At 61.5% G+C, this 23,447-nt stretch carries 18 protein-coding genes and 1 pseudogene; 10 read left to right on the top strand and 9 right to left on the bottom strand.

Annotated elements, in window-relative coordinates; all coding sequences use genetic code 11:
• The first annotated feature begins 70 nt into the window (after positions 1–70).
• Complete coding sequence (gene gbdR / locus AC0R79_RS28200; protein WP_007959756.1) at positions 71–1,174, top strand: choline metabolism transcriptional regulator GbdR; 1,104 nt, start codon at positions 71–73, stop codon at positions 1,172–1,174.
• 78 nt (positions 1,175–1,252) lie between these two features.
• Here gbdR and AC0R79_RS28195 read toward each other — a convergent pair whose 3' ends face one another.
• The 6 genes from AC0R79_RS28195 to choX all read right to left on the bottom strand — a co-directional run bounded on the left by AC0R79_RS28195 (position 1,253) and on the right by choX (position 6,648).
• Positions 1,253–1,513, bottom strand: a complete 261-nt coding sequence (locus AC0R79_RS28195) for a hypothetical protein (protein WP_007959758.1) — start codon at positions 1,511–1,513, stop codon at positions 1,253–1,255.
• Positions 1,514–1,914: 401 nt separating this feature from the next.
• The gene (locus tag AC0R79_RS28190; RefSeq protein ID WP_474732558.1) at positions 1,915–3,078 is read right to left on the bottom strand and encodes a gamma-butyrobetaine dioxygenase; all 1,164 of its coding nucleotides are present in this window, start codon (positions 3,076–3,078) and stop codon (positions 1,915–1,917) included.
• 24 nt (positions 3,079–3,102) lie between these two features.
• Positions 3,103–3,579: a thioesterase family protein gene (locus AC0R79_RS28185; RefSeq protein ID WP_064380221.1), complete on the bottom strand. Its 477-nt coding sequence runs from the start codon at positions 3,577–3,579 to the stop codon at positions 3,103–3,105.
• A 125-nt stretch (positions 3,580–3,704) separates the two neighbouring features.
• Positions 3,705–4,670 (bottom strand): L-carnitine dehydrogenase, encoded by a 966-nt coding sequence (locus tag AC0R79_RS28180; protein ID WP_007959763.1) that lies wholly within the window; start codon positions 4,668–4,670, stop codon positions 3,705–3,707.
• Positions 4,671–4,740: 70 nt separating this feature from the next.
• Positions 4,741–5,628, bottom strand: coding sequence for a 3-dehydrocarnitine:acetyl-CoA trimethylamine transferase CdhC (cdhC, locus tag AC0R79_RS28175; RefSeq protein ID WP_064380223.1), 888 nt, complete (start codon positions 5,626–5,628; stop codon positions 4,741–4,743).
• Positions 5,629–5,703: 75 nt separating this feature from the next.
• On the bottom strand, positions 5,704–6,648 hold the full coding sequence (choX, locus tag AC0R79_RS28170) for a choline ABC transporter substrate-binding protein (protein ID WP_007959767.1): 945 nt from the start codon (positions 6,646–6,648) through the stop codon (positions 5,704–5,706).
• 193 nt (positions 6,649–6,841) lie between these two features.
• Between choX and AC0R79_RS28165 the strand changes: the two genes are divergently transcribed.
• Both AC0R79_RS28165 and AC0R79_RS28160 read left to right on the top strand, forming a co-directional pair.
• A complete protein-coding gene (locus tag AC0R79_RS28165; RefSeq protein ID WP_011336294.1) occupies positions 6,842–7,786 on the top strand; it encodes a GlxA family transcriptional regulator in 945 nt (314 codons plus the stop codon).
• Between the two features lie 68 nt (positions 7,787–7,854).
• A complete protein-coding gene (locus AC0R79_RS28160) occupies positions 7,855–9,027 on the top strand; it encodes an ATP-binding protein (protein ID WP_007959770.1) in 1,173 nt (390 codons plus the stop codon).
• On the opposite strand, the gene AC0R79_RS28155 is transcribed toward AC0R79_RS28160, so the two are convergent.
• The 3 genes and pseudogenes from AC0R79_RS28155 to AC0R79_RS28145 form a co-directional block, all read right to left on the bottom strand.
• On the bottom strand, positions 9,028–9,444 hold the full coding sequence (locus AC0R79_RS28155; protein ID WP_007959772.1) for a DUF3010 family protein: 417 nt from the start codon (positions 9,442–9,444) through the stop codon (positions 9,028–9,030).
• 32 nt (positions 9,445–9,476) lie between these two features.
• A pseudogene (locus AC0R79_RS28150) lies at positions 9,477–9,695 on the bottom strand (helix-turn-helix domain-containing protein); the annotation flags it as partial.
• 16 nt (positions 9,696–9,711) lie between these two features.
• Positions 9,712–10,113 carry a lysozyme inhibitor LprI family protein gene (locus AC0R79_RS28145; protein ID WP_007959774.1) on the bottom strand — a complete coding sequence of 134 codons (402 nt, stop codon included), beginning with the start codon at positions 10,111–10,113 and terminating at the stop codon, positions 9,712–9,714.
• A 234-nt stretch (positions 10,114–10,347) separates the two neighbouring features.
• On the opposite strand from AC0R79_RS28145, the gene AC0R79_RS28140 reads away from it, so the two are divergent.
• The 7 genes from AC0R79_RS28140 to AC0R79_RS28110 all read left to right on the top strand — a co-directional run bounded on the left by AC0R79_RS28140 (position 10,348) and on the right by AC0R79_RS28110 (position 23,389).
• Positions 10,348–11,325 (top strand): dipeptidase, encoded by a 978-nt coding sequence (locus AC0R79_RS28140; protein ID WP_007959776.1) that lies wholly within the window; start codon positions 10,348–10,350, stop codon positions 11,323–11,325.
• A gap of 77 nt (positions 11,326–11,402) precedes the next feature.
• Entirely contained in the window at positions 11,403–11,933 is a 531-nt protein-coding gene (locus AC0R79_RS28135) for a DUF5943 domain-containing protein (protein WP_007959778.1), read from the top strand.
• 15 nt (positions 11,934–11,948) lie between these two features.
• A complete protein-coding gene (gene dgcA, locus AC0R79_RS28130; RefSeq protein ID WP_007959780.1) occupies positions 11,949–14,009 on the top strand; it encodes a dimethylglycine demethylation protein DgcA in 2,061 nt (686 codons plus the stop codon).
• Between the two features lie 159 nt (positions 14,010–14,168).
• The gene (gene dgcB / locus AC0R79_RS28125) at positions 14,169–16,118 is read left to right on the top strand and encodes a dimethylglycine demethylation protein DgcB (protein ID WP_474732557.1); all 1,950 of its coding nucleotides are present in this window, start codon (positions 14,169–14,171) and stop codon (positions 16,116–16,118) included.
• Positions 16,118–17,338: an electron transfer flavoprotein subunit alpha gene (gene etfA / locus AC0R79_RS28120; RefSeq protein WP_474732556.1), complete on the top strand. Its 1,221-nt coding sequence runs from the start codon at positions 16,118–16,120 to the stop codon at positions 17,336–17,338. Before dgcB ends, etfA begins: the two co-directional genes overlap by 1 nt.
• A 9-nt stretch (positions 17,339–17,347) precedes the next feature.
• On the top strand, positions 17,348–18,118 hold the full coding sequence (gene etfB, locus AC0R79_RS28115) for an electron transfer flavoprotein subunit beta (protein ID WP_085608913.1): 771 nt from the start codon (positions 17,348–17,350) through the stop codon (positions 18,116–18,118).
• A gap of 1,818 nt (positions 18,119–19,936) precedes the next feature.
• On the top strand, positions 19,937–23,389 hold the full coding sequence (locus AC0R79_RS28110) for a GMC oxidoreductase (protein WP_474732555.1): 3,453 nt from the start codon (positions 19,937–19,939) through the stop codon (positions 23,387–23,389).
• Positions 23,390–23,447 lie beyond the last annotated feature (58 nt).

Raw genomic sequence — 23,447 nt, 5'->3', positions numbered from 1 at the left:
AAGAGAACGATGGCAATAACAAGAGCCTCCGCCTGAGGCCATCACCCGCTTTGTGTGAGGAGATACCGCGATGACGTCGTTCAACTCCGGGGCTCAACCCCAGAACCGTGCGCCTCAATCCATCGGCTTTCTGCTGCTGGACAATTTCACGCTGATTTCCCTGGCTTCCGCAGTCGAACCGCTGCGGATGGCCAACCAGTTGTCCGGTCGCGAGCTGTATCGCTGGACCACCCTCACTGTCGATGGCGGCCAGGTTTGGGCCAGTGACGGTCTGCAGATCACCCCCGACGCCTCCATGCACAAAGCCCCGGCCCTCGACACCATCATCGTGTGCGGCGGGATCGGCATTCAACGCACCGTTACCCGTGAACACGTCTCGTGGCTGCAAAGCCAGGCGCGTCAGTCGCGACGCCTCGGCGCCGTGTGCACCGGCAGCTGGGCCCTGGCCTGCGCCGGCCTGCTCGACGGTTTTGATTGCAGCGTGCACTGGGAATGTCTGGCGGCGATGCAGGAAGCTTTCCCGCGCGTTGCGATGAGCACCCGTCTGTTCACCCTCGACCGCAACCGTTTCACCAGCTCCGGCGGCACCGCGCCGCTGGACATGATGCTGCACCTGATCAGCCGCGATCACGGCCGTGAACTGTCCGCCGCGATCTCGGAAATGTTCGTCTACGAACGCATCCGCAACGAGCAGGATCACCAGCGTGTGCCGCTCAAGCACATGCTCGGCACCAACCAGCCGAAACTGCAGGAAATCGTCGCGCTGATGGAAGCCAACCTGGAAGAGCCGATCGACCTCGACGAGCTGGCGGTGTACGTCGCCGTGTCCCGTCGCCAGCTCGAGCGCCTGTTCCAGAAATACCTGCACTGCTCACCGTCGCGCTACTACCTCAAGCTGCGTCTGATCCGTGCGCGACAACTGCTGAAGCAGACGCCGATGTCGATCATCGAAGTGGCGTCGGTCTGCGGCTTCGTCTCGACACCGCACTTCTCCAAGTGCTACCGCGAATACTTCGGCATTCCGCCGCGTGACGAGCGCGTCGGCTCCAACACCACTCAGCAGGTGGCAATGATGCCGCTGCCGCAGGCCATCGTGATGTCGCCGCTGTCCGGGCCTATGTCGGCGCTGAGCCAGGCACGCAACGAGTCGACCTTCGCCAGCGTGCGCCTCTAAAACGAAAGATCGCAGCCTGCGACAGCGCCTTCAGGAAAGGCACTCTCGCAGGCTGCGATCTTTTTTTTGGGTCAGATGTCAGGCGCGGGTTTGCTGATACTGCGCCAGTGCCGGCAGCAGCTGCTTGTCGATGGCTTCGCGCACGGTCGGCTGGATGCTCGCGCTGCTGGTGTACATTTGCTTGACCATGGTGCGCAGTGTGTTGGCGCGGACATCGTCCAGACCCCGCACCGCGCACTCGCAGGCCTGCTGGGCGGTGGAGCCCGACGGTACTTCGAATCCCAACGACTTGAGCTGGCCCAACAGGTCTTCCTGATCGATCAAATCGGCATACATCATGACGCGAGTCCTTCTTCGGCAACGGAGGTCGTGGCTCGATTCTGGTAGGCATGCCCAGGCACGGCAAGGGCGATTTGTCGCAGTGTCCACATTGGCTATGAGCATGTCGTTTTCGGCTAACTTGCCGGCAAGGGGAGTGGGCACACTGGACCCAGCTCGCTTCACGAAGGTTTGGTCACCCTCGCCACGGCAGCTCCTCAACAGTACCCTCGCCCCGATCCTGTCACGGCTTGTATCGGGGCTTTTTTTGCCTGCGAATCCGGGAGAGGTGTGTTGCTGGATCTGACGCTTTCGTCGGAACGCCGCCCGGAGCAAGCCCGCTCCCACAGGTGACCGCGTTCATTCATGGGGACGCGGTGAAATGTGGGAGCGGGCTTGCTCGCGAATAAGGCTGACGCGGTCTAGCGCTGCAACACCAGAATCCGCGACAGCAGTTCATCCCGGTCGATGTAGCAGCCCTGAAAATGCCGGGCTCCGGTGGCCGGGTCGAACGCATTGCGCGCGTGCAGGGTGCGGCGGTTGTCGAAGCACCACAGCTCGCCCGGATTGAGTCGTTGCATGACCCGGAAACGTGGCTCGCGGGTCATGGCGATGAAGCGCCGGTAAGCGCGATACAGCACGGGCATTTGCTCCACTGACGTGTCGAACGCCCCGCGCAGAAAGTTGGCCATGCGGATTTCTGCGACCCGGCCCAAGGCATCCAGAGCGATGACCGGCGCCAGGCAGCGATAGTCGCTGTGGCGGTCCTTGTTGCGAAACTCCACCGGGATCTCGCACAGCGCCTGAAACGACGATGGATCTTCCTGACGCAACGCTTCGGCAATCGCAAAACCGTCGACGAAAATGCTCTCGCCACCCTCGGCATCGTTCACCAGACAATGCAGAAATTGCAGCCCCGGTTGCAGCTCGCGGGTCGGCAGGTCCGTGTGCAATGGCAGGTTGAAAGCGGTGTAGGCATTGCTGTCGGCGTCGGCCTTGGATTGCACGTTGAACAGCACGCCGAAGTTGCTCTCGCGGATGAACGAAATACGCTGGGCGATCAGCTTCAGCGAGCCGGGTTCGGTGGGTACGCCGCGCACCTGGGTCAGGCCGATGTCGCGTACCGCCAGCAACCATTGCAGCAGCGCGGCGTTGTCGTTCATCAGGGCTGAATAGTCGAACACCGGCAACTGCAAATCGCTGCGCCACAGAAAGGGTTTAGGTTTGGCGGCAAGGCGTTCGGCGCGGGATTCGTCGTCATAGGCGTGGGCTCGCAGCCAGCCTGCATCGAAGCGGCTGAGGTGGCCGTCCTGCCAGTCGATGCGCAGGCAGCCATCGGTGTCGATATGTGCGGCGGAGGGCGACAGATCCTGCGCCGTATCGACGATCTCGAACACCTGCTCGCGGGTGACGCTGTAGACGCAGTGCGGGCACGGACAGTTGTCGCGCAGCCACACGTGGTGGAACGGGCTGACACGCCCGTCGGCCCATTCGATCAGGACGCGATCCGCCAGGTTCTGCACGCCGTTCAGCGCGCTGATCAACGGATAAGTACGGAAATCGGCAACTGCAGCGGCGGTGTGCATGGCGGCTCCTTGCGATGGATGAATTTACCGGGCTGGGGGCAGGGCGATGACCCGGCCGATGTAAGCAGGCGCGGGCAGGTCGGCCTGCTCGGCGACGATGGCTTGCAGACGGCCCAGGGTGTCCGGGGTAAACGGCGCGGAACGCGGCCCGGCGAGGTCGACGTGCAGCAGCATCTGTTCATTGCCGGCCAGTTCCTTGTCACCGCCGGCCAGGTGCAGGCTGTGATAGAGGTGCAGGCGTTTCTGGTCGTGGCCGATGATCTGCGTGCGCACTTCGACTTCGGCATCGAGCTTCACTTCGTGCAGATAGTTGAGGTGCAGTTCGAGGGTGAACAGCGAGTGACCGCTGGCTTCGCGGTTGTTGCTGTCCATGCCGAGACGGTCCATCAGGGCGTCGGTGGCGTAGCTGAAGATCAGCAGATAGAAGGCGTCGCGCAGGTGGCCGTTGTAGTCGACCCAGTCGGGGATGATGCGGGTTTGGTAGGTGGTGAGTGTGGGCATATTTTCTCCTGATGCGATCGTTCCCACGCTCTGCGTGGGAACGCCTCCTGTGACGCTCTGCGTCACGCTTCTGGGACGCAGAGCGTCCCGGGCTGCATTCCCACGCAAAGCGTGGGAACGATCGATTACTCGCTGAAACTCATCCCGTGCTTTTCTTTCGTGGTCTTCACCGCCTCAAGCACCGCCAGCAAGCAATCATCACGATAGCGCTCCAGCGCCGAAATACTGTGCCGGCCCAGTTGATCGCTGGTGCCATCCACCACATCGTCGATCAACTTGTCGGTCAGTTCCGGTGCCGGCAGGTACGTCCACGGCAACTGCAGCGCCGGGCCGAACTGCGACATGAAGTGGCGCATGCCGGCATCGCCACCGGCCAGGGTGTAGGTCAAGAACGTGCCCATGAACGACCAGCGCAGACCGGCGCCAAAGCGGATTGCATCATCGATCTCACCCGTGGTCGCCACGCCGTCGTTGACCAGATGCAGCGCCTCACGCCACAGCGCTTCGAGCAGGCGGTCGGCGATGAAGCCCGGCACTTCCTTGCGCACATGCAGCGGGCGCATGCCGAGGGATTCGTAGACTTTCATCGCGGCCTGCACGGCTTCCGGCGCGGTGTTCTTGCCGCCGACCACTTCCACCAGCGGCAGCAGGTAAACCGGGTTGAACGGGTGACCGACCACGCAGCGTTCCGGGTGGGTCGAACTCTCGTAGAACTCGCTCGGCAGCAGGCCAGAAGTGCTGGAGCCGATCAACGCATTCGGTTTGGCCGCCGCGCTGATTTTGCTGTGCAGCTCCAGTTTCAGTTCGAGGCGTTCCGGGGCGCTTTCCTGGATGAAGTCCGCATCGCGCACGCATTCTTCAATGGTCGCGACAAAGCGCAGGCGATCCTGCGAAGCGCCCGGCGCCAGACCGTTTTTCTCCAGTGCGCCCCAGGCGTTGGCCACGCGTTTGCGCAGCGCCGCTTCGGCACCCGGCGCCGGGTCCCAGGCCACCACGTCGAGGCCATGGGCGAGGGCGCGGGCGACCCAGCCGCTGCCGATGACGCCGCTGCCCAGTGCTGCGAAGGTTTTGATTTCGGTGATAAAGCTCATGGTCACTTCCTGGAATGAGGCAAAAAAACGGTGGGCGTCAATGGCCCGCCCACCGGGGGAAAGAGTGATTTCAGCCGCGCTGGGTCAGGCCCATTTTCTTGCGACCTTCAGCCGGGGTCAGCACGCGGGCGCCGAGGCGGCTGAGGATCTCAGTGGCGCGTTCGACCAGTTGGCCGTTGGTCGCCAGCACGCCTTTGTCCAGCCACAGGTTGTCTTCCAGACCGACTCGCACGTTGCCGCCGAGCAGCACCGCTTGCGCGGCCATCGGCATCTGCATCCGGCCGATGCCGAACCCGGCCCACACCGCATCGGCGGGCAGGTTGTCGACCATGGCTTTCATGGTGGTGGTGTCGGCCGGCGCGCCCCACGGGATGCCCAGGCACAGCTGGAACAGCGGATTGTCGAGCAGGCCTTCCTTGATCATCTGTTTGGCGAACCACAGGTGGCCGGTGTCGAAAATCTCCAGCTCCGCCTTCACGCCCAGCTCGGTGATGCGTTTGGCGCCGGCGCGCAGTTGCGCCGGGGTGGAGACGTAAATGGTGTCGCCGTCGCCGAAGTTCAGGGTGCCGCAATCCAGGGTGCAGATTTCTGGCAGCAGTTCTTCGACGTGGGCGAGGCGGGTCAGCGGGCCGACCAGATCAGTGTTCGGGCCGAACTCCATCGGGTTCTCGCCCGGGCCGATTTCCAGGTCGCCACCCATGCCGGCGGTGAGGTTGACGATGATGTCGACGTCGGCTTCGCGGATGCGCTCCATGACTTCGCGGTACAGCGCCACGTCACGGCTGAACTTGCCGGTCTGCGGGTCACGGACGTGGCAGTGCACGACCGTGGCGCCGGCCTTGGCCGCTTCCACCGCAGCTGCGGCGATCTGTTTCGGGGTGACCGGCACGTGAGGGCTCTTGGCGGTCGTGTCGCCAGCACCGGTGAGTGCGCAGGTGATGATGACGTCGTGGTTCATGGTGCGTTTTCCTTCAGGCGTGATGGGTCTGTTCGCAGCCCGTGGCGGGCTGCGAAGTGGTTCGTTCGTTGCGGTTTATTTGCTGGTGAGCTGGAGGTTTTCAGCCGCCGGTTTGCCATCGAAGGTGGTGACGCCTTCGAGCCAGCGCTGTTTGTCCTGCGGGTGATCCTTGAGCCATTGCTTGGCCGATTCGAAAGCGTCCTTGTGATCGAGCAGCGGCTGCATCATCCGGCTCTCGTCTTCGGCGGTGAACGTCAGGTTGCTCAGCAGGCGACTGACGTTCGGGCATTGTTCGGCGTATTTCGGCGCGGTCACGGTCCATACGGTGGCCATACCTTCATTCGGGCCGAGGGCGTCGTCGCTGCCGGTCAGATAAGTCATCTGCACGTTGACGTTCATCGGGTGCGGCGCCCAGCCGAAGAACACCACGGCTTCCTTGCGGCGCACTGCGCGATCGACGGCGGCGAGCATGCCGGCCTCGCTGGATTCCACGAGCTGGAACTTGCCGAGGCCGAACTGGTTCTTGGCGATCATCGCCTTGATCTGGGTGTTGGCGCCCGAGCCCGGTTCGATACCGTAGATCTTGCCGCCCAGTTCTTTCTCGAACTTGGCGATGTCGGCGAAGGTTTTCAGGCCCTTGTCCGCCAGATAGGTCGGCACGGCGAGGGTGGCGCGGGCGTCCTTGAGGCTTGGCGCTTCAAGCACCTTGACCTGATTGGCGTCGACGAACGGGGTGATGGTCTGGGTCATCAGCGGGTTCCAGTAGCCGAGGAACAGATCCAGGCGCTGGTCGCGGATGCCGGCGAAAACGATCTGCTGGGAGGCGCTGGTCTGTTTGGTGCTGTAGCCGAGGCCGTCGAGCAGAACCTGGGCCATGGCGCTGGTGGCGATCACGTCGGTCCAGTTCACCACGCCCATGCGCACGTTCTGACACGATGCGGAATCGGCCGCCATGACGCTGGCGCTTAAAAACGCGGTACCGCTGAGTGCGAGAACACAGCTGCTGATCAGTCGTTTCATGTCGGGTTCCTCGGCAGGTCGTTATTGTGGGTTCCGGCATCTGTCGTGCCGGTGATGCTCAAATTACGCAGCAATGCCCCCGCAAAAACGCACTGCGGCGACCAGCTCTTGCACTGCAGCGACCTGTCCCCTTGAATGCCGCCGACAACTGGCGTATCAACGTTGCACGCTACCCGCTAACCGAGTGCGCGCCATGTCCCAGGATTTCTACTTTCTGTTGATGCCGGGTTTTTCCGCCATCGGTTTCATCTCTGCGATCGAACCGTTGCGGGTGGCCAACCGCTTTCGCGGCGAGCTGTACCGCTGGCACGTCTTGAGCGCCGATGGCGGGGCGGTGCTGGCGAGCAACGGGATGTCGGTCAACGCGGATGCGGCGCTGGAGCCGCTGAAAAAAGGGGCGACGTTGCTGGTGGTCGCCGGTTTCGAACCACTGAAATTCGCCACCCCGGCGCTGGAGCACTGGCTGCGACGGCTGGACAACGAAGGCGTCACCTTGGGTGCCATCGACACCGGCAGTTTCGTCCTCGCCGAGGCCGGCCTGCTCGATGGTCATCGCCTGACCCTGCACTGGGAGGCCATCGACGCCTTCAAGGAATCTTATCCACAGCTCAGCGTCACCCAGGAGCTGTTCGAGATCGACCGTCGGCGCATCACGTCTGCCGGCGGCACCGCGTCCATCGACCTGATGCTCGACCTGATCGCCCAGGCCCACGGCCCGCAACTGGCGATTCAGGTCAGCGAGCAGTTCGTACTGGGGCGGATTCGTCCGCGCAAGGACCACCAGCGCATGGAAGTCGCCACGCGTTACGGCATCAGCAACAAGAAGCTGGTGCATGTAATTGGCGAGATGGAACAGCACAGCGAACCGCCGCTGACGACTTTGGAACTGGCGGAATCGATCAAGGTGACGCGGCGGCAACTGGAGCGCCTGTTTCGCCTGCACCTGAACGACACGCCGAGCAATTTCTATCTGCGCTTGAGACTGGAAAAGGCCCGGCAGCTGTTGCGCCAGACCGACATGAGCGTGCTCGAAGTCAGCATCGCCTGCGGGTTTGAATCACCGTCGTATTTCACCCGCAGCTACCGGGCGAAGTTTGCCCGGTGTCCGCGAGAGGACCGGCGACGGGAGGCCGTTTGACGGGCGATTATAGTTAATTATACTTTGAGGTATAAATTACAGTCGTTTGAATAATTGAGCGTAAAACCATGTCCAGAAACAACGGCTTCGTCTTCCGCCGCCCCGCTCTGGCCCGCAGCGTTGCCGATGGTCTGGTGGGTGCTGGTTTGCAGGATTTCACCTCCGGCCTTTTTCTGGCAGCGCCGCGTCGCACCGGCAAAAGTACCTTTCTACGCGAGGATCTGATCCCGGAATGTCAGGCCCGGGGCTGGCTGACGGTTTACGTCGACCTGTGGGCCGACAAGGAAAAAGATCCTGCTGACTTGATCGCCAGTGCCATTGCAGGTGCGTTGGTCCCCTTTGAAAAGGGCATCCGCAAACTGGCAAAGAATATCGGCATCGAAAAACTCAGCTTTCTGCGCACCTTGTCCTGGGATTTCACCAAGCCTCAACTGCCGGCGGGCGCGACCCTGACGCAAGCACTGGAACTGCTCCACAGCGCCGCCGAAAAATCCGTAGTGCTGGTGATCGATGAGGCCCAGCACGCGCTCACCACCGCCGCAGGCATCAACGCAATGTTTGCCCTGAAGGCCGCACGGGACCAGCTCAACCAGGGGCGCGAAGGCGAGGGCAGCGGTTTGCATCTGGTGTTCACCGGTTCCAATCGCGACAAACTCGCCCATCTGGTGCTGGGCAAGAGCCAACCGTTTTTCGGCTCGAGCATCACGCCCTTTCCGCTGTTGGGAAAAGAGTTCACCCAGGCGTACACCTTGCACCTCAACGCCCATCTGGCCGAGACCAATCAGTTCAGTGCGGCCGATATCGACGACGCCTTTGAGTTGGTGGGGCGGCGCCCGGAAATGTTGCGCACCATCATCGGCGAAGTCGCGCTGGAGCTGGGCGAGGCCAGCAATCTGGGGCAGCTTCTGCAAAGCCGTGCCGAATTGTTGCGCGCAGGCGTGTGGACCGAGTTCGAGAGCGCCTGGAACGCGCTGACCATCCCTCAGCGCGCCGTGCTGGAAGTGATGGTGGAGCGCTCACAGAACAACGAGCCTTTTGCACCGTTCACCGACAGCACACTCATGGCAGTCGGCAAGGCACTGGAAAACCTGGGCAGCGACGTGGTGCCGGGCACCCAGACCATTCAGGCCTGCATCGATGCCCTGCGCGACAAGGAGCTGGTGTGGAAATCGAGCCGTGGTGGCTATGCGCTGGAAGACAAGTCCTTCGGTGACTGGCTGAGCGCACGTAAAGCGCGCTAGTTACTTCTTCACCAATGCCGAGCACGCTGCTTTGTAGGCTTCATGCTGATACTTGTTCAGCGTGCCCGGCAGCTCGAAATTGTGCTTCTTGGCCTGGGCATTGATGGTCTGCGGCGACAGCAGCGTCACCTCGCAACCGTCCAGCAACTGAAACACGCCCTCGATCTTGAACGTGGTCGGCCCACCGGCAAACTCGCCCTTCTTGCTGCGCTTCTTGATCGCGATGCGATCGATGGAGTTCTCGCGCACGAACGACGCCACCTGTGCGGCGAACAGCTTCACGTTGGCCGCCTCGTCGTCATCGTCCAGCGCGATTTTCTTGGTGTTCAGAGCGACATGGCTCAGCACCGAACCGTCGAGGGACGCCACGGCGATGATCGCTTCACTGCCTTTGATTTCGATACCGCAGATGTTCATGTGAATCCCTTGATTGGCTGAAGAGGTGCAGCTTACAGCTCAAGCTGGTTGGCGGTGATACCAAACGCCGCTGCAATCTTCTCGCGAGTGGCCTTGCGCGGTTTTGCGACAGTTTCCTGCTGGGCAAAAGCCGGCTGTGAAATGCCCATGCGATTCGCGACTTCTTCTTGCGTCAGGTTGAGATGTTCGCGCCAGGCGCGAACCGGGAGGGCGCCATCAACGATGCGGCTAACGACTTCGTGGGGAATCATGCTTTCCATCTTCGACTCACTCCTGGCCTATCGACTCCAAAAACTCCGACCGCTCGTCACTCATCCGCGCCACGCAGTCATTCTGCGCAATCTTGAAGGCCTTGCTGCCGTCCGTCGCCGGGAAGGCTTCTACGGCGCAGTCCGCGTCGCGGGTTTTCAGCCATTGTTGCTGGGCGGCCTTGAGTTTGGCGGTGATGTCGGCCAGTTGCGCCGGGTTCTTGCCGTAGGTCGTCTGCATGCGCTCGTTGAGGCTGGCGTAGTTGTCCTTGAGCAGGTCCTCGGCGGTGGTGCGGCTGTAGGTCGAGCATTCCAGGGTCTGGATGTCGTTTTCCACCGCGTCGCACGGGTTGTTGTCGGACTCTTCGGCGGCGTGTACGCCGGTCGCAATCAGGGCCAAAGCCAGGAAGATCGATTTCATTGATGTCGCCGCTCTAATCCAGTGGTGTTTCCGGGATGCGGCAGATTCTGGCTCAAGCTCGCGGGCTTGAACAGGTGGCCGGTCGGACCGGTTGGCGACCCTTTGTCGCGGATTGACGCTTTCGGCAATTCCCCTGTCGTTTTTGCACCCGGCTGGTCGCGCACCGAGGCATATGCTGGCCCCAAAGCGCCGGCAGACGATTCGGCGCATGAATCGCCAATAAGGGGACGCCTGATGAGCCCAGCCGAATTACACGCCGACAGCATCGTTATCGACGGTCTGATCATTGCCAAATGGAACCGCGAGCTGTTCGAAGACATGCGCAAGGGCGGTCTGACGGCGGCCAACTGCACCGTGTCGGTGTGGGAGGGCTTTCAGGCCACGGTCAACAACATCGCTGCCAGCCAGAAACTGATTCGCGAAAACAGCGATCTGGTGATTCCCGTCCGCACCACCGCCGACATCCGCAAGGCCAAGGAGCAGGGCAAGACCGGCATCCTCTTCGGCTTCCAGAACGCCCACGCGTTCGAAGACCAGATCGGCTATGTCGAGGTGTTCAAGCAGCTCGGCGTCGGCATCGTGCAGATGTGCTACAACACCCAGAACCTGGTGGGCACCGGTTGCTACGAACGTGACGGCGGCCTGTCGGGCTTCGGTCGCGAAATCGTCGCCGAAATGAACCGTGTCGGCGTCATGTGCGACCTGTCCCACGTCGGCTCCAAGACTTCCGAAGAAGTCATCCTCGAATCGAAAAAACCGGTCTGCTATTCCCACTGCCTGCCGTCGGGGCTGAAAGAACACCCGCGCAACAAGTCCGATGAAGAGCTTAAGTTTATTGCTGACCACGGCGGTTTCGTCGGCGTGACCATGTTCGCGCCGTTCCTGGCCAAGGGCATCGATTCGACCATCGACGACTACGCCGAAGCCATCGAATACACCATGAACATCGTCGGCGAAGATGCCATCGGTATCGGCACCGACTTCACCCAGGGTCACGGTCAGGACTTCTTCGAATACCTGACCCACGACAAGGGCTACGCCCGCCGTCTGACCAACTTCGGCAAGATCATCAACCCGCTGGGCATCCGCACCGTCGGCGAGTTCCCGAACCTGACCGAAACCCTGCTCAAGCGCGGCCACTCCGAGCGAGTAGTGCGCAAGATCATGGGCGAAAACTGGGTCAACGTCTTGAAAGACGTCTGGGGCGAGTAAGCCGCCGCTTCCCGAATACTTTCCTCCGGCCGTCCGCGCCGGGGGCAACACCAAAATTTTTCTGGAGTTAAGTTTCCATGGCCAAGATCGCCCCGCAATTGCCAATCGAAGTCGACAGCGAGACCGGTGTCTGGACCTCCGACGCCCTGCCGATGCTGTACGTGCCACGGCATTTCTTCGTCAACAACCACATGGGCATCGAGGAAGTGCTGGGCGCTGACGCCTACGCCGAGATCCTCTACAAGGCCGGCTACAAATCCGCCTGGCACTGGTGTGAAAAAGAAGCCGAGTGCCACGGTCTGGAAGGCGTCGCGGTGTTCGAGCACTACATGAAGCGCCTGTCGCAGCGCGGCTGGGGCCTGTTCAAGATCCAGGACATCGACCTCGACAAAGGCACCTGCAGCGTCAAGCTCGAACACTCGGCGTTCGTCTACGTCTACGGCAAGGTCGGGCGCAAGGTCGACTACATGTTCACCGGCTGGTTTGCTGGTGCCATGGACCAGATCCTCGCCGCTCGCGGCAGCAAGATCCGCACCGTGGCCGAGCAGGTCTACGGTGGCTCCGAAGAAGGCCACGACGACGGCCTGTTCACCGTCAAGCCGTTGTAAGTCGAGGAACCCGCCATGGCTTTCGAAGCAATGTTCCAGCCGATCCAGATCGGCAAACTGACCATCCGCAACCGCGTGCTCAGCACCGCGCACGCCGAGGTCTACGCGACCGACGGCGGCATGACCACCGAGCGGTACGTCAAATATTACGAAGAGAAAGCCAAGGGCGGCATCGGCCTGGCGATCTGTGGCGGTTCGTCCGTGGTGGCGATCGACAGCCCGCAGCAATGGTGGAGTTCGGTGAACCTGTCCACCGACCGGATCATCCCGCACTTCCAGAATCTCGCCGACGCCATGCACAAGCACGGCGCCAAGATCATGATCCAGATTACCCACATGGGCCGTCGCTCCCGTTGGGACGGTTTCCACTGGCCGACCCTGATGTCGCCGTCGGGCATCCGTGAACCGGTGCACCGCGCCACCTGCAAGACCATCGAGCCGGAAGAAATCTGGCGGGTGATCGGCAACTACGCGCAAGCCGCGCGCCGTGCCAAGGCCGGTGGCCTGGACGGCGTCGAACTGTCGGCCGTGCACCAGCACATGATCGACCAGTTCTGGAGCCCGCGCGTCAACAAGCGTACTGACGAATGGGGCGGCACTTTCGAAGGCCGCATGAAGTTCGGTCTGGAAGTCCTGAAAGCCGTGCGCGCCGAAGTCGGTGACGATTTCTGCGTCGGCATGCGCATCTGCGGTGACGAGTTCCACCCGGACGGTCTGTCCCACGAAGACATGAAGCAGATCGCCAAGTACTACGACGACACCGGCATGCTCGATTTCATCGGCGTCGTCGGCTCGGGTTGCGACACCCACAACACCCTGGCCAACGTGATTCCGAACATGAGTTATCCGCCGGAGCCGTTCCTGCACCTGGCGGCCGGGATCAAGGAAGTGGTCAAGGTTCCGGTGCTGCACGCGCAGAACATCAAGGACCCGAACCAGGCCACGCGGATTCTGGAGGGGGGTTACGTCGACATGGTCGGCATGACCCGCGCCCACATCGCCGACCCGCACCTGATCGCCAAGATCAAGATGGGCCAGATCGACCAGATCAAGCAGTGCGTCGGTGCCAACTACTGCATCGACCGCCAGTACCAAGGTCTGGACGTGCTGTGCATTCAGAACGCCGCGACGTCCCGTGAATACATGGGCGTGCCGCACATCATCGAGAAATCCACCGGGCCGAAACGCAAGGTGGTGATCGTCGGTGCCGGCCCGGCGGGGATGGAAGCTGCTCGCGTGGCAGCCGAACGTGGCCACGACGTGACCCTGTTCGAGAAGAAGGAATTCATCGGCGGCCAGATCACTACGGCCTCGAAAGCGCCGCAGCGTGACCAGATCGCCGGTATCACCCGCTGGTTCCAGCTGGAGCTGGCGCGGCTGAAAGTCGATCTGCGTCTGGGCACTGCGGCGGACGCCGACACCATCATGGACCTGCGTCCGGACATCGTGGTGCTGGCGGTCGGCGGTCACCCGTACCTGGAACAGAACGAACACTGGGGCGCCGCCGAAGGGCTGGTGGTCAGCAGCTGGGACGTGCTCGACGGCAAGGTCGCGCCGGGCAAGAACGTGCTGGTCTACGACACCATCTGCGAGTTCACCGGGATGTCGGTGGCGGACTTCCTCGCCGACAAGGGCAGCCAGGTCGAGATCGTCACCGACGACATCAAGCCGGGCGTGGCCATCGGCGGTACATCGTTCCCGACCTACTACCGCAGCATGTACCCGAAAGAAGTGATCATGACCGGCGACATGATGCTGGAGAAGGTCTACCGCGAAGGCGACAAGCTGGTCGCGGTGCTGGAGAACGAATACACCGGCGCCAAAGAGGAGCGGGTGGTGGATCAGGTGGTCGTCGAGAACGGCGTGCGCCCGGACGAAGAAATCTACTACGCCCTCAAGGACGGCTCGCGCAACAAGGGCCAGATCGATGTCGAGGCGCTGTTCGCGATCCAGCCGCAACCTTCGTTGAGCAGTAACGGCGACGGTTACCTGCTGTTCCGCATCGGTGACTGCGTGGCGCAGCGTAATACCCATGCTGCGATCTATGACGCCCTGCGGTTGTGCAAAGACTTCTAAACGCTGATGGACTGATCGTTCCCACGCTCTGCGTGGGAATGCAGCCCGGGACGCTCCGCGTCCCAAAGCGGACGCAGAGCGTCCATTGAGGCATTCCCACGCAGAGCGTGGGAACGATCGTCACGTGTTTCTCCAGGCTGTACTGGTGGGAGCTTCACCATGTTGAACACCCTTCTTCCAATCCTGTTGTTCGCAGCCCTGGCCCTCGCGGTGCTGGGTGCGTTGCGGCGGGTGGCCATGTGGCGTCGGGGCCGGGCCTCGAAGGTCGATCTGATCGGCGGCCTGTTCGCCATGCCCAAGCGTTACATGGTCGATCTGCACCACGTGGTGGCGCGGGACAAATACATCGCCAACACCCACGTCGCCACGGCGGGCGGGGCGGTGGCGTCGATCGTGCTGGCGATTCTGGTGCACGGTTTCGGCCTGCATAACCGGATCCTCGGCTACGCGTTGCTGCTGATGACGGCGGTGATGTTCGTCGGGGCGATCTTCGTTTATCGGCGCCGGCTCAACCCGCCGTCGCGGCTGTCGAAAGGCCCGTGGATGCGCCTGCCGAAAAGCCTGCTGGCGTTCTCGGCGTCGTTCTTCCTGGTGACCTTGCCGGTGGCCGGGATCCTGCCGGAGAACTTCGGCGGCTGGATACTTGCAGCGATTCTAGGTATCGGTGTGTTGTGGGGCGTGTCGGAGTTGTTCTTCGGCATGACCTGGGGCGGCCCGATGAAGCACGCCTTCGCCGGTGCCCTGCACCTGGCCTGGCACCGTCGCGCCGAACGTTTTGGTGGCGGCCGTTCCACCGGTTTGAAACCGCTGGACCTGAATGATCCGACCGCGCCACTGGGCGTGGAGAAACCCAAGGATTTCACCTGGAACCAGTTGCTCGGTTTCGACGCCTGCGTGCAGTGCGGCAAGTGCGAAGCCGCGTGCCCGGCGTTCGCCGCCGGCCAGCCGTTGAACCCGAAAAAGCTGATTCAGGACATGGTCGTCGGCCTCGCCGGCGGCACCGATGCCAAGTTCGCCGGCAGCCCTTATCCCGGTAAACCGGTCGGCGAACACAGCGGCAATCCGCATCAACCGATCGTCAACGGTCTGGTCGATGCCGAAACCCTGTGGTCGTGCACCACTTGCCGCGCCTGCGTCGAGGAATGCCCGATGATGATCGAGCACGTCGATGCCATCGTCGACATGCGCCGGCACCTGACCCTGGAAAAAGGCGCGACCCCGAACAAGGGCGCCGAAGTCCTGGAAAACCTGATTGCCACCGACAACCCTGGCGGTTTCGCTCCGGGCGGGCGGATGAACTGGGCGGCGGACCTGAACCTCAATCTGCTCAGCGAGAAGAAGTCCACTGACGTGCTGTTCTGGGTCGGCGACGGTGCCTTCGACATGCGCAACCAGCGCACCTTACGTGCCTTCGTCAAAGTGCTGAAAGCGGCCAAGGTCGACTTCGCGGTGCTGGGGCTTGAAGAGCGCGACAGCGGCGACGTGGCCCGCCGTCTTGGCGACGAAGCGACTTTCCAGTTGCTCGCCAAACGCAATATCCAGACCCTGGCCAAATACAGCTTCAACCGAATCGTCACCTGCGATCCGCACAGCTTCCACGTGCTGAAAAACGAGTACGGCGCGTTCGATGGCAATTACCTCGTGCAGCACCACAGCACTTATCTGGCGGAAATCATCCAGGCCGGCGCGCTGAACCTCGGTCAGCACAAAGGCAACAGCGTGACCTATCACGACCCGTGCTACCTCGGCCGCTACAACGGTGAGTACGAGGCGCCGCGTGAAGTGCTGCGCGCCCTCGGCATCGAGATCAAGGAAATGCAACGTTCCGGCTTCCGCTCGCGCTGCTGCGGCGGCGGTGGCGGGGCGCCGATCACCGACATTCCGGGCAAGCAGCGGATCCCCGACATGCGCATGGAGGACATCCGCGAGACCGGTGCCGAACTGGTGGCCGTCGGTTGTCCACAGTGCACGGCGATGCTCGAAGGCGTGGTCGAACCGCGTCCGCTGATTAAGGACATCGCCGAACTTGTGGCTGATGCGCTGCTCGAAGACGCCGCGCCGAACAAACCTGCCACCCCGGCCAAACGTGAACCTGCGGAGGCCCACTGATGAGCGACATTATCCGCCGCGACCCCCGCGCCGAATGGATCGCACGCAACCGCCTACACCCGCTGCACGCGGCCATGCAACCGGCGCAACACAGCTGGATGGGCCCTAACGGAATCATCCGCAAGAACCTGCACGGCATCGGCTTCATCGGGCCGAACGGCATCAAGCGCATCGACCGCAGCGGCGCCCAGCAGGGCGGGGCGGTCAAACGCTCGGCAGCGGTCGAAGTGCAATTGCCGCTGCATCAGGTGCCGGCCCCGGTGTTCTACATCAGCGTGGTGCCGGACATGGTCGGCGGCCGTTTGAGCAGCCACGACCGCGACCTGCTCGGCCTGGCTCATCAGCTGGCCGGCAGCGACGGCGCGGTGCTGGCCGTGGTGTTCGGCGAGCACAAGGAAAACGCTTTCGCCACGGCGGGCGTTGACCGCTTGCTGGTGCTGGAAGGCGAAGAATTCAGCGGTTATGCACCGGAGCAACGGATCCAGGGCCTGCGGGCTGTGGATAACCAGTTCAACCCGCGTCATTGGCTGCTGCCGGACAGCCGCAGCGGTGGCGGCGAACTCGGTCGGCGCTTTGCTGCTGCACTGGGCGAACGCCCGGCGACACGGGTGTGGCAGGTCAAGGATCAAGAGTGCATCGGCCGCGCCGGTGCCGGGTTGCAGGATCTGGCCCGCCCGGTGGCGCGGCTGATTCTGGCGTCCGCCGAATGCGCGGAACCGGTCAGCGAAACCCGTCACGAAGCGCTGCCGGTGGAGTTATCCACACCCGTCGCGCGCAGCCTGTCGCGGATCGAGGATCTGGGGGCGGTGGCGGTGGATCCGGCGGCGATTCCGATGGCCGAAGCCGAGTTCATCTTCTCCGGCGGCAACGGGGTCAAGGACTGGGATCTTTTCCACAGGACCGCCGCTGCCCTCGGTGCCACCGAAGGCGCTTCGCGGGTGGCGGTGGACGATGGCTTCATGGCCCGCGACCGTCAGGTCGGCGCGTCCGGCACCTGGGTCACCGCGCGGGTTTACGTGGCCGTGGGGATTTCCGGGGCGATCCAGCACCTGCAAGGCATCGGTGCCTGCGACAAGGTGGTGGCGATCAACCTCGATCCGGGTTGCGACATGATCAAGCGTGCCGACCTGTCGGTGATCGGCGAAAGCGCGGAAATTCTTCAGGCCTTGATCGCGGCGGTAGAGGCTTACCGCAACGAAGCCAAGCGCGATGCGGCTTAAGGAACGGTTATGAGCACAAAGATCATCAGTCTGGTTTCAATCGGCGCCCACCCGACCTCCGGCCGCCCGCGCCGCGCCGACCAGGACGCCCGCGCGGTGGAGCTTGGCCTGCAACTGGCGGGGGATAACCTGCAAGTGCTGCACGCCGGCGACATCGCGGAACCGGCGCTGCGCGCCTATCTGGGCATGGGACTTGCGCAGATGCATGTGCTGGAACAACCGGCGGGCGCCGATGCGCTGCCGGCATTGACCGAGTATCTGCGTGATGCTGGCGCACAGGTCGTGTTGACCGGCAGCCAGGCGGAAACCGGCGAAGGTTCGGGGATGCTGCCGTTCCTGCTGGCCGAAGGCTTGGGCTGGCCACTGGTGGTGGGGTTGGCGCAGGTGGAGTCGATCAACGATGGCTCGGCGCTGGTGCTGCAAGCGTTGCCCCGTGGGCAGCGTCGCCGGTTGAAAGTGCGCCTGCCGTTTCTGGCGACTGTGGATAACGCTGCGCCGAAGCCTCGGCAGAGTGCTTACGGACCTGCGCGGCGTGGCGTTCTCCAAGCTGGGGATGTGGAAGTGGTCGACGACGAATTGCTCGCGGTGGCGACCCTGCAACCGGCCAAGCCCCGGCCGAAGCGGTTGAAGGTGATCAAGGCCAAGAGCGGGGCGGACCGGATGAAGGCGGCAACGGCCAAGGCCAGTGGCGGTGGTGGGCAAGTCCTAAAAGGCGTCACGGCGCAGGCTGGTGCGGAAGCCATTCTCAAGCTGCTGATCGAAGAAGGTGTTGTCCGCTGAAACTTTCGCTGACCCTCTCCCTTCGGGAGAGGGCGGTTTACCCACAATCCCTGTTGGCGGATCTGTGGATAACATGTTCGCCCCTCCCTGCACCCCACGCCAATCAAGCCCTCCAGCCCCTAGATCAAAAAACAACCAGCCTAACTCGCGGTTTTTTCTAAGTTTTTCCCCAGAACAACTCCCAGACTTGCCCCCAATCTCTGTTGGCGCTTCTGTGGACAAGATGTTCGCTATCCGCTAAGAGCCATATAAAACGTGGCTTACAAAGGTCTGATCAAAAAACGCTCAATACAGCGTTTTAACCCGACAATCTCCACGCAAACCCCGATTTATCAACGCCTTCAGCGTTTTTCCACAGCGCCCGCCAAGTTACCCCCGAACTCTGTTGGCGCTTCTGTGGATAAGGTGTTCGCCATCCTCTGCAAGCCACGTAGTCCGTGCCGTGTAGCGACTTGATCAAAAAACAATCAATCGCTAATGGAAACCCTGCTTCTGGATAAGTCACGGTTTTTCTTCGCAAAATCCCGATTATTTTTCCAGGTCATCCACAGTTGTCCCCATTAGCTGTGGGTGTCTATGTGGATAACTTGTTCGCCGAACCCTGCAATCCCCGGCGGGCTTAGTCCAAACGGCAATTGATCACATTTCATACAGCTCAGGCGTTTCCTGTGATCGAGGCTGGTTTTCTGGAGACTGCCTCGCGTCAGGCTCCCTGTGTTGGGCCCCAAAGACTGCCTCCGCCATTTGTAGCCCCCCAAGGAATGCCGGTTGAGCCTACCGAACCGATTTTTCGATCACCTGTCAGATAATTACCTATCGCTCCCCCTGCAATTGTTCCACCTAATGCCCCGACTCCGCCTCCGAATGTGCCACCGATAAAACCTCCAACAGCAGACCCTGCTGTTTCCGGTGAAACAGTAAATTTTCCGTTGCTATCAGCCGCACCTGAAATAATTGCACACTCCTGAGGGGTGAGATCTCTCATTGTATTTCTCCAAGTGTTAGTTGTATTTTAATTGGTAAGGGCCAAGTTTGAATAGATAAAGCGAGCCACTGATAACAGCGGCCATGATTAAGTATTTAACGCAACTTGAGATCATCAAGTAGTCGCAGGTTGCGCCAGCCAGTACCGCTATCACCAGGGTTGTCAGGGATTGCGGCAGAGTTTTGAATATCGTGCTCATATTTTGATCCCGTGATTGGGAAGTTACAGCGAAACTTTCTTGTCGTCTGTTGAAGGCTAGACCCAATAAAAATATGCATTAATTAAATGGAAGGCAACCCTACAGATGTAGGGGAGTGTGCGTGCGCTTGTATTCTTTTGGGCGTTGATCTTTCTCGTATTTCTCATGGTGTGATTTTGGACTGTGTCAATTAGCAGCTTCAGCTTTGATTTCCGTGCGAACAAAAGAGTTGTAACAGACCCTGCACCATCCAAACTTTATAGTCCAAAAGGCAATTGATCAGATTTCATACAGTTCTAAGAGGCTGCCTTGACTTCGATCCGGTGCCTGTCTTCACTGCAATGGCACAAGGACAGCCGTCACTTATCCACATCTGGTTCAGGGAGAACGCGTGATGGATACCCAGCCACACCGCTTACCCCTCAATCCCCGCACGCTCCGCGCGCTGCCGGCACCTTCGCCGCGAAAGCGCACGTTGCGTCGTGCCGCCAATCAGCACGCCCGTCTGTAGCGCCTGACTCCTGCCCAAACCGTTGTACTGCCGTCGGGATTTCCCGGAGGCCAGGTGCCCGTTCGCCCATTGATTGCAGGCAACCGCAGAGTTGCCCCATCTGCCTGAGAGAGGAACCACCTCATGACACGGATCGCAACGCCCATCAGCGACATCAAGGAACACTACGACGTGATCGTCATTGGCTCCGGGTACGGCGGCGGCATTGCCGCGTCGCGCCTGTCCCGGGCCGGTAAAAAGGTCTGTCTGCTGGAACGCGGTCGGGAGATCCAGCCCGGCGAATACCCCAACACCATGATCGCCGCGACCGAAGAGTTGCAGGTACACGATCCGGACGGCCACATCGGTTCGCGCACCGGGCTGTTCGACCTGCACGTCAACGCGCAGCAGAACGTGGTGGTTGGTTGCGGCCTCGGCGGCACGTCGCTGATCAATGCCAACGTTTCCCTGGAGCCGACCGTGGATGTGTTCCAGGATCCGCGCTGGCCCCTGGCGGTACGCGAGGACCACGACGGCTTGCTCAAGGCGGGTTACGAAAAAGCCCGAGAGATGCTCAAACCCAATCCCTACCCGAGCACCGCGCCGAACCTGCCGAAGCTTGATGCCAACAAAAAATCCGCAGACTTCCTCAAGCAAGGCGCGCACTTCTACAAGCCGCCGATCAACGTGACCTTCGACAAACTGCCCAACAACCTCAATCACGTCGGCGTCGAGCAACTACCGTGCAACCACTGCGGCGACTGTGTATCGGGCTGTAACAACAAGGCCAAGAACACCACGCTGATGAACTACCTGCCGGACGCCACCAATCACGGCGCGGAGATTTTCTGCCAGGCCCAGGTGCGGCATCTGGAGCGCGACGGCAACGGCTGGATCGTGCACTTCCAGTATCTGGACAGCGGCCGCGAGAAGTTCGACGCGCCGACGCTGTTCGTGAAAGCCGACATCGTCGTGGTGTCTGCCGGTACCCTCGGCTCCACCGAAATTCTGCTGCGCTCGCGGGACAAAGGCCTGGTGATGTCTGGCCAGCTCGGCGAGAACATGAGCGGCAACGGCGATATCCTCGGCTTTGGCCACAACTGCGAGCAGACCATCAACGGCATCGGTTTCGGCGCGCATTCGGCCAAGGAAATGCAACCGGTCGGCCCCTGCATCACTTCGATCATCGACATGCGCACCGAGGGTGACCGCAGCAGTCGCATGGTCATCGAGGAAGGTTCGATCCCCGGCGCACTCGGTCGACCGATGGTGCCGGCGATGGCCGGGTTCGCCGAGATGATCGGCAAGCCCACCGACGACAGCTTCAGCGGCAAGGTGAAGTACAAGGAGCGCGAAGCCGAAAGCTTCTTGCGCGGCCCTTATCACGGCGCGCTGCACAACATGCAGACCTACCTGATCATGAGCCACGACAGCGGCCAGGGACGCATGGTCCTCGACAGCAAGGATCAACTGCGCATCGACTGGCCGGGTGTCGGTGAGCAGGAAAACTTCAAGATCGGCAACGAACGCCTGTACCAGAGCACCAAAGCCCTGGGCGGGATCTGGGTCGAGAATCCGATCTGGACCAAGCTGCTCAAGCACAGCATCGTCTCGGTGCATCCGCTGGGCGGTTGCGTGATGGGCGAAGACGCCGCGCAAGGCGTGGTCAACCACAAGGGTCAGGTGTTCAGCGGTTCCAGTGGCACCGATGTCTACGCCAACCTGTACGTGACCGACGGCGCGGTGATCCCGACGTCACTGGCGGTCAACCCGCTGCTGACCATCTCCGCCGTGAGCGAGCGCAACATGGGCCTGCTGGCCGCCGATCGTGGCTGGACGATCGACTACACACTGCCATCGGCGCCGCGCAAACAGACCGCGCCGCCGACCCTTGGCGTGCAGTTCACCGAAACCATGAAAGGCTACTTCTCCCGCGCTTTCACCGCCGCGCAAAGCACCGACCTCAAGGTTTATGAGGCGGCAGCCAAACGTGGCGAGGCGGACAACTCGCCGATCGACTTCACCCTGACCATCACCGCCAATGATCTCAACCGGATGATCAAGGAGCCCGAACACGCCGCGACCATCGTCGGCACGGTGATCGCCCCGGCGCTGTCGCCGCAACCGCTGACCGCCAGCAACGGTGTGTTCAACCTGTTCGAGCAGTTCGAGCAGCAGGTCGATACGCGCCACATGAAGTACGACATGAAGCTGACCGCCGAGGACGGCCACGACTATTTCTTCAGCGCCTTCAAGACCGTGCCGGAAGACAACGGCGTGCTGAATATCTGGCACGACACCAGCACCCTCTACGTGACCCTGTATCGCGGGCCGGACAAGACCGGCGAGGTGATCGGCTCCGGGGTGATGCACATCAAACCGACCGATTTCGCCAAGCAGATGACCACCATGAAAGTCCTCAATGCGCGCAACGAGCGTGAGCGCATCGAAGGGCTGGCGCGGTTCGGCAAGTTCTTCGCCGGGATTCTCTGGGAGAGTTATGGCGGGGTGTTTGCCGGTGACAAGTACTTCAACCCCGACGCGCCGCCACGGCTGAAACGGCCATTGGATGCGCCGACGCCGGCCGTGCATTTCTTCTCCACCGAAGACGGCGTGCAGTTGCGCCTGACCCGCTATCAGGCCGGCAGCAAAGGCCCGGTGATGCTGGTGCATGGTCTGGGTGTGGGCTCGAATATCTTCTCGACCGATACGATCCAGACCAACCTGCTGGAGTTTCTGTGCAAGCACGACTACGACGTGTGGCTGCTGGATTTCCGGGTGAGCATCCTGCTGCCGGCGAGCAAGAAGGAATGGAACGGCGACCAGATCGCCCAATACGACTTCAAGGCCGCCATCGCACAGATCCAGCAGGAAACCAAAGCCAAAGACGTGCAGTGCGTGGTGCATTGCTACGGCGCCACGACCTTCTTCATGTCGCTGCTCGCCGGTTTGCAGGGCGTGCGATCGGTGGTCTGTTCGCAGATTGCCGCCGACACGGTGGTCGCGACGGCAACGGGGCTGAAGGCCGGTCTGCACTTGCCGGGGATGCTCGATGCGATCGGCATCAAATCCATGACCGCCTACGCCGACAGCAAGGAGAACTGGTTCAATCGGCTCTACGACAAGGCGCTCAACGGCTACGCGCGGATCGAAGCCCAGGGCTATTGCACCAACCCGGTGTGCCACCGCATCACCTTCATGTACGCCTCGCTGTATCGCCACGACACCCTCAACGAGACGCTGCACGACAACCTGCACGAACTGTTCGGCGAGTCGAACATCGAGACTTTCGAACACCTGGCGCTGATCGTGCGCAAAGGGCATCTGGTGGATTTCAAAGGGCACGACGTGTACATGCCGCACTTTGATCGGCTGACCATGCCGATCTGTTTTATCAGCGGCGCCGACAACCAGTGTTATCTGCCGGAAAGCACGCTCAAGACTTATCAGCGGGTTTGCGAGAAACACGGGCCGGAACGTTACAGCCGGCATGTGGTGCCGGGTTACGGTCACATCGATTGCATGTTCGGCAAGAACGCGGTGGTCGATGTGTATCCGATCATCCTTGAACACCTGGAGAAAACAGCCCTCGGATAGCCGTCCGATCGTTCCCACGCTCTGCGTGGGAATGCTTACCGGGACGCTCTGCGTCCCA

The sequence above is a fragment of the Pseudomonas sp. HD57-3 genome (assembly GCF_056113135.1).
The sequence above is the reverse complement of the archived record's forward strand: the minus strand, read 5'-3'. Positions and strand labels throughout refer to the sequence as shown.